The organism is Actinoallomurus acaciae, from assembly GCF_042429965.1.
Lineage (GTDB): Bacteria > Actinomycetota > Actinomycetes > Streptosporangiales > Streptosporangiaceae > Actinoallomurus > Actinoallomurus acaciae.
Genome location: NZ_JBHLZP010000485.1, coordinates 1 through 6,001, shown reverse-complemented (window position 1 = coordinate 6,001; position 6,001 = coordinate 1). Strand labels below are relative to the sequence as shown.

The 6,001-nt window shown below is 72.1% G+C and carries 8 protein-coding genes; 3 read left to right on the top strand and 5 right to left on the bottom strand.

The features are described 5' to 3' along the window. The 4 genes from ACFFNX_RS39470 to mscL all read right to left on the bottom strand — a co-directional run. On the bottom strand, positions 1-891 hold an 891-nt coding region (locus ACFFNX_RS39470), incomplete at its 3' end, for a polyprenyl synthetase family protein (protein WP_378211269.1). Between the two features lie 430 nt (positions 892-1,321). After that, complete coding sequence (locus ACFFNX_RS39465; protein ID WP_378211268.1) at positions 1,322-2,014, bottom strand: hypothetical protein; 693 nt, start codon at positions 2,012-2,014, stop codon at positions 1,322-1,324. A 102-nt stretch (positions 2,015-2,116) separates the two neighbouring features. Next, positions 2,117-2,338: a hypothetical protein gene (locus ACFFNX_RS39460; protein ID WP_378211267.1), complete on the bottom strand. Its 222-nt coding sequence runs from the start codon at positions 2,336-2,338 to the stop codon at positions 2,117-2,119. 134 nt (positions 2,339-2,472) lie between these two features. After that, complete coding sequence (gene mscL, locus ACFFNX_RS39455) at positions 2,473-2,901, bottom strand: large conductance mechanosensitive channel protein MscL (protein ID WP_378211266.1); 429 nt, start codon at positions 2,899-2,901, stop codon at positions 2,473-2,475. Positions 2,902-3,041: 140 nt separating this feature from the next. On the opposite strand from mscL, the gene ACFFNX_RS39450 reads away from it, so the two are divergent. From ACFFNX_RS39450 to ACFFNX_RS39440, 3 genes are all read left to right on the top strand, one after another. Further along, the gene (locus tag ACFFNX_RS39450) at positions 3,042-3,485 is read left to right on the top strand and encodes a TIGR03618 family F420-dependent PPOX class oxidoreductase (protein ID WP_378211265.1); all 444 of its coding nucleotides are present in this window, start codon (positions 3,042-3,044) and stop codon (positions 3,483-3,485) included. A 52-nt stretch (positions 3,486-3,537) separates the two neighbouring features. Beyond that, positions 3,538-4,335: a methyltransferase domain-containing protein gene (locus ACFFNX_RS39445; protein ID WP_378211264.1), complete on the top strand. Its 798-nt coding sequence runs from the start codon at positions 3,538-3,540 to the stop codon at positions 4,333-4,335. A 62-nt stretch (positions 4,336-4,397) separates the two neighbouring features. Continuing rightward, positions 4,398-5,072 (top strand): hypothetical protein, encoded by a 675-nt coding sequence (locus ACFFNX_RS39440; RefSeq protein ID WP_378211263.1) that lies wholly within the window; start codon positions 4,398-4,400, stop codon positions 5,070-5,072. A gap of 253 nt (positions 5,073-5,325) precedes the next feature. Here ACFFNX_RS39440 and larC2 read toward each other — a convergent pair. Beyond that, positions 5,326-6,001, bottom strand: a 676-nt coding sequence (gene larC2, locus ACFFNX_RS39435) for a nickel pincer cofactor biosynthesis protein LarC2 (RefSeq protein ID WP_378211262.1), incomplete at its 5' end; no start/stop codon positions are given.

Sequence of the window (6,001 nt, the reverse complement as noted above, 5' to 3'; positions counted from 1 at the left end):
CTCGCGCACGGCCTCGGGGTCGGCGGGAGCACCGGTGGCGGCGTCGGGACGGGCGCGGGCGAGGACGCCGGCGAGCTCCGGCCGCTCCCGCAGCGCGCACAGCACCGGCAGCGTGTAGACGCCCTCGGCGATGTCATGGCCGGCCGGCTTGCCCATCGCGCCGGTGGTCGAGGTGAGGTCGAGCAGGTCGTCGACGATCTGGAACGCCATCCCGAGTTGCAGGCCGTACTCGGCCAGGGCGGCCGTCGCCTCCTCGCCGAGGCCCCCGGCCATCGCGCCCAGGCGGCACGAGGTCGCGAACAGTGCCGCGGTCTTGCCCTCGATCGCCGCGTAGTAGTCGCCCTCCGACCGTGCGGGGTCGAACAGGGCGGCGGACTCGCGCGCCTGGCCGTCGCACAGCCGGATGAACGTCCCGGCCGCCAGCGCGCCCTCCGCGGCGCCCAGCTCACACGCGATGGTCAGGGCGCGGGCCAGCAGATAGTCGCCGGCGAGCACCGCGCGCACGTTGCCCATGCGGGCGTTGGCGCTGGTGACACCGTGCCGCTGGGCCGCCTCGTCCATGACGTCGTCGTGCACGAGGCTCGCCAGGTGCAGCAGTTCGACGGTGACGCCCGACCGGATGGAACGTTCCCGCTCCCCCGGGCCGGCGTACGCGGCGGCGAACACCAGCAGCGGGCGGAGCCGCTTGCCGCCCGCGAGGATCTCGGTCACGGCGTCGCCGATGATCGGCACGTCCCCGGCGACGGCGGACGCGACGCCCGCCGCGCACTCCTCCAGGTCGGCGGCCAGGCGCCGCTCGCCGGCGAAGTCCGCGACGAGACGGTGCGGCGCGGCCGTGAGCAGCGCGCCGGTGCGGCGGTGGACCGCCGCAAAGTCCGGGGCCGCGGTCACTGCGAACGAGCGTCGCGACGTGTCCGGTGACGTTCCCAACAGAACCTCCCGTGAGTGGGGGACGGGCAGGGCTCGTTGATAACACAATTCATGAATGGGCCGACGATTGGATTGTGCGGAGTTTTCCGGGACGGACTCAACCCTCGAGGCCAGCTGAGGTCAGAGAGGTTCCGGCAAGACCGAAAATGTGTTACGGTCGCACATATTAACCCTTAATCGGGGTTTAACCGAGATTCGACCGCCGCACGGCTCATCACGGCGCCGACCTGGTGTTTTCCGCCCCAGATGATCTTACGTCGACTCCCGTACGGGGAGCCCGTCACCGAGGTTACGGGCCTCGTTCCGGCGACGTGACTTCGATCATACCGAGCCATTCGCGCTTTCCCATTCGGCGCCGAGACCGATGAGTGCGTTTTCCGTACCGCGCGGCTCAGCTGGCGGGGAGTTTGGAGGAGACCGACCGTACGAGCCCGGGGAGCACGGTGTTCACCCAGTAGGCATGCGCGTCGGTCCGCTTCGGCTGCCCGGTGAAGCGGTCGATGAAGAGCGTCGGCCCCGTCCCGACCGAGAAGGCGATGTGGGGCATGCGGCAGTAGTAGTCGGTGCTCGCGAGCACGCATTCGCGCGCGCCGAGCCCTCCGGGCACGCGCGGCCGGCCCTGGGCGAGGGTGTCGTAGTTGTCCTTGACCGTGTCGGTGTCGCCGACGGCGACGTCCTCGACGCGTACGAGGTCGGGCTGGGAGCGCGGCCTCTTCTCATCGCCGGCGACCCAGAACCGCGTCTCGCAGGCGGTGCCGGGGGCGTCACGGTCGTCGTCTCCGGCGCCCGCCCCCAGGTTGGTGACGCGGATCTGCTGCTCGCGCGGGGTCTGCTCGACCTTGGTGACCTGCGGCAGGACCGCCTTGAGGTCGTCGGCGGTCAGCAGCTCACAGGCCTTCGGCCAGTTGTCGAACCGCGTCAGGCCGTCGGCCTCGGCCGGGGCGAGCTTCAGCGTCGAGGTCGCGATGCGCGGCGCCCCGACCCGTATCGGCGGCGTGGTCCGCACGTGATGGCCGCACGACGCGGCCGTCAGCGTACCGGCGACCAGCGCGGCGGCCGCCGCCCGTCCTCGTGTTCGCGCCATGACACCGCGACCCTAACCGGCCCGGCGCTCCCGGGCGACGACGCACGGGTCGCCGCGTGGCGCTCCTCGCGGACGCACTCCGGCGGCCGTGCGCCGCCGGAGTCAGCCGCAGGCCAGCAGCGGCGGGCCGGAGTCGTCCTGCTCTTCCGGCGTCTCCTCGCCGAGGTCACGCTGAGCCTGCAGCTCGCGCAGCGCCTTCAGCAGCGGAGCGTCGGTCTCGTCGCGCCCCCCGACGTACTGGATCGCCTCGGCCAGTTCTTCGCTCGTGAGCTGTGACAACGGCTTGCCGCCGGCTCGCCACAGCGGACTGACGCCCTCGTTCATCTGTCCCAACACCTCTTCCCCCCGGGGCCCGGCGAGCCCTTGCGGGCATCAGCCGGGTAACAGAGCATGGCAAGTTCACCTATGACGTGAACGCCAAGCGCACGGTTTCAATGCCGAATCGTGACCGGTGGTGCCTAGCGCGGAGCGGGCACCGTCCGCGGCGGCCCGGCCGCGGCGATCTCCGCCGTGCACTCCGGGCAGCGCCGCGCCCTGATCGGAATGCTGCGCGTGCACTCCGGGCACTCACGCTCGGTGGCCTCCGCGTCACGCTCGAACAGCCGGAGCAGACGGGCGGCGGGCAGCACGATCACGAAGTACACGACCGCCGCCGAGATCAGGAACGAGATCGCCACCGTGAGGAACGCGCCGTACCTGAACGGGGTCTTGCCGACGTACAGCACGAAACTGTCGAAGTTGGGCTTGCCCCCGACAAGCGCGAGGAGCGGGTTGATGAACGAGTCGACGAACTGCTTGACCAGGCTGCTGAACTGTGTCCCGATCACTACCGCGACGGCAAGGTCGACCAGGTTTCCCCGCAGGATGAACTTCCGGAAGCCACTCATGACCTTCGCCTTGCCCTCCGCACCAAAATCACATGTCTGATCTATCCGCCGAGCGCCACACCCGCATCGACGGTTTCGCCGCACCACCGTAGCGGCGCGGCGACCGGAGCAGAGCCGACATCGTCGGTTACGGTCCGATGATGACCGATATCACTGACTTCCGCGCTCTGGTCGCCGCGGAGCACGGCCTGGTGGTCGTCTCCACCCTCCGGGCCGACGGCAGCGTGCAGTCGACCGTGGTCAACGCCGGCGTACTCCCGCATCCGGCGGACGGCCACGAGGTCGTCGGCTTCGTCGTACGCGGGGGCACGCGGAAACTCGCCAACCTCCGCGGGCGCCCACGCGCCACCGTCACGATCCGGGCGGGCTGGCAGTGGGTCACCGCCGAGGGGCCGGTCGAGCTCGCCGGGCCCGCCGACCCGCTCGACGGCCTCGGCCCGGAGGGCCTCCGGCGGCTGCTGAGAGACGTGTTCACCGCCGCGGGCGGCGAGCATGACGACTGGGACGCCTACGACCGTGTCATGGCGGAGGAGGGCCGTACCGCCGTCCTCCTCACGCCGGACCGCGTCTACTCCAACCCGTAACGTCGGACCGGGCCGGGCCACGGACCGGGGCGGGCGGGGCATCATCGTCTCCATGGCGGATGAGGACGGTTACCTGCTCGCCAACGCGCGGGCGGAGGCCGGGACGCGGTTCGAGGCGCTGTCGGCGCTGTTCGACCCACCGACGTTCCGGCGGATCGACGAACTGGGGATCGCGGCCGGGTGGCGGTGCTGGGAGGTCGGGGCCGGCGGGCCGTCCGTCCCGAGGGGGCTCGCCGAGCGCGTCGGCCCCACCGGACGGGTTCTGGCGACCGACATCGACGTCCGCTGGACGCGTACGGCCGCGAGCGCGGTCGTGGAGGTGCGCCGGCACGACGTCGCCCGCGACGACCCGCCGGACGAGGCGTTCGACCTCGTACACGCGCGTCTGGTCCTGGTGCACGTCGCCGACCGCGAGCGGGCGCTGCGGTCGATGGTGGCCGCCCTGCTGCCCGGCGGCTGGATCCTCCTGGAGGACGCCGACCCCGCTCTGCAGCCGCTCGGCTCCCCGTACGAACAGGGGCCGCGCGAACGGCTGGCCAACCGGATCCGCACCGGGTTCCGCGCGATGCTGGCCGAACGCGGCGCCGACCTCGCGTACGGCCGGCGGCTCCCCGCGTCACTCAGGGCGGCCGGGCTGACCGACGTGGCCGCCGAGGCGCACTTCCCGATCGCCTCGCCCGCCTGCGACCTGCTGGAGACGGCGACCGTCGCGCACATCCGCGACGGGCTGGTCGCCGGCGGCCGCGCGACCGAGGAGGAGGTCGAGCGGCACCTGGCCAACGTGGCGGCCGGCGGAATGGACCTGGCGACCGCCCCGATGGTCGCCGCCTGGGGACGCCGCCCGGAGTGAACCGCACGACCCCGATGGCCGTCTCAACGAGGGGACGGCCGCCGCCGTCGCGAGGGGGGCCGATGCAGTTCATCGAGTCGAGCGTCGTGGGCGTACGGTCGGCGGTCATCACGCTGGCGTGCCGGAGCGGCCCGCTGCGGTTCGTGCTGTTCCCGATGATCCATGTCGGAGAGCGGTCGTTCTACGCCCAGGTCACGACGCGGCTCCTGGAGTGCGCGATCATCGTCGCCGAGAGCGCGCCGACCGGTTCGGCGCCCGTGCAGGAGCGCATGTCACGGATCCGCTTCGACGGCCTGGTCGACCAGATGAGCGCGCTGGACCTGGACTCGCTCGCGATACCGGTCTGCTACGAGGCCGCGCCACCGACACCGAAGACCCGCGCCGAACGCCTGCGCCACACCGCCGAGGACTCCATGGGCGCCGTCGCACTGCGCCTCCTCGGCCGGTACGGCGACCCGCTCCGCGTACCCGGCCTCGACGAGTCCGACGACCACGACGACCGGTGGGAGGGCGGCCGGGTCGAACGATGGATGCGCGAACGCGTCGTCGACCGCCGGGACGACGCCTTGAATAACCGGCTCACCGCGCTGTACCAAGAGCACCACGCCCGGCCGATCACGGTGGCGGTGGTGTACGGGGCTGCGCACATGCCGGCCGTCGTGGAACACCTGGGCACCGAGTTCGGCTACTCCGTCAAGGGAGCGGAGTGGCTGTTCGTCGCCCACGCACCGAGCTGACCGGGCGCCTGGGGAGCCGCCTGAAACGGCCCGCCCGCAGACGAACCCAGGAGGCCCAGAACTGTCGCCGGTGAGCTGATCTCTGCGAGATCGGCCGCAGCCCCCCGCCCGTGAACGGGTCCCGGAGGTACCGGTCGCGGCCTCCCGCCCGTGGACGAACCCCGAAGAGACCGCCCGCAACGGGCGCGCCGCGGGTGATGAGCACGACGCTCGCGGGGCCCTGCCAGAGCGGGGCGCCCACCGCCGGTGTGTCTCAGCTCTCAGAAGCCAAGGTTCGGGCCTCGTTCAGGACCTCGTGCAACGGGCGGCCCGAGGCGAGTGCCGCCTTGCGGGCCTCGTCGTACTCTGGCTGGGCGGTCACCACATGGCCGCCGAGCAGGCCGCGTTTGACGCCCACGACGGTTCCGCCGACGTCCACCTCCACGCGGTCGCGTCGCAGGGAACGTCGTTCGACCGAGGACACCCGCACACCGAGGCTCGTCGTCTGTTCGAACACCACGCGGCACACCGCGTCGAGGCGTGACGGCTCGACCAGGACGCTCAGGATCTGGCCCGGTCGTCCCTTGCGCATCAGCGCCGGTGAGCACCAGGCGTCCGCCGCCCCGGCCGTGCGCAGCTCCTCCAGTACGTCCGGCCACAGGCGCGGGTCCAGGTCGTCGATGGTGCTGTCCACCCGGTGCAGCTCCGCAGACGCCCAGTCGGCGGACGGCGAGGCGGACCCCACGACGACGCGCACGACGTTGGGGTGGCCCTCCGGGTCGGCGGTGCCGGCGCCCATGCCGATCGCGGCGGGCACGCAGTCGGGCATCGGGCCCCAGGCGGTGGCTAGTGTGGCGAGCAGCGCCGCGCCCGTCGGCGTGCACAGCTCCATGGCGGCCGGGTGCGACCGCAGCGGCGCGCCGGCCTCCGTCAGCAGCTCCAGCACGGCG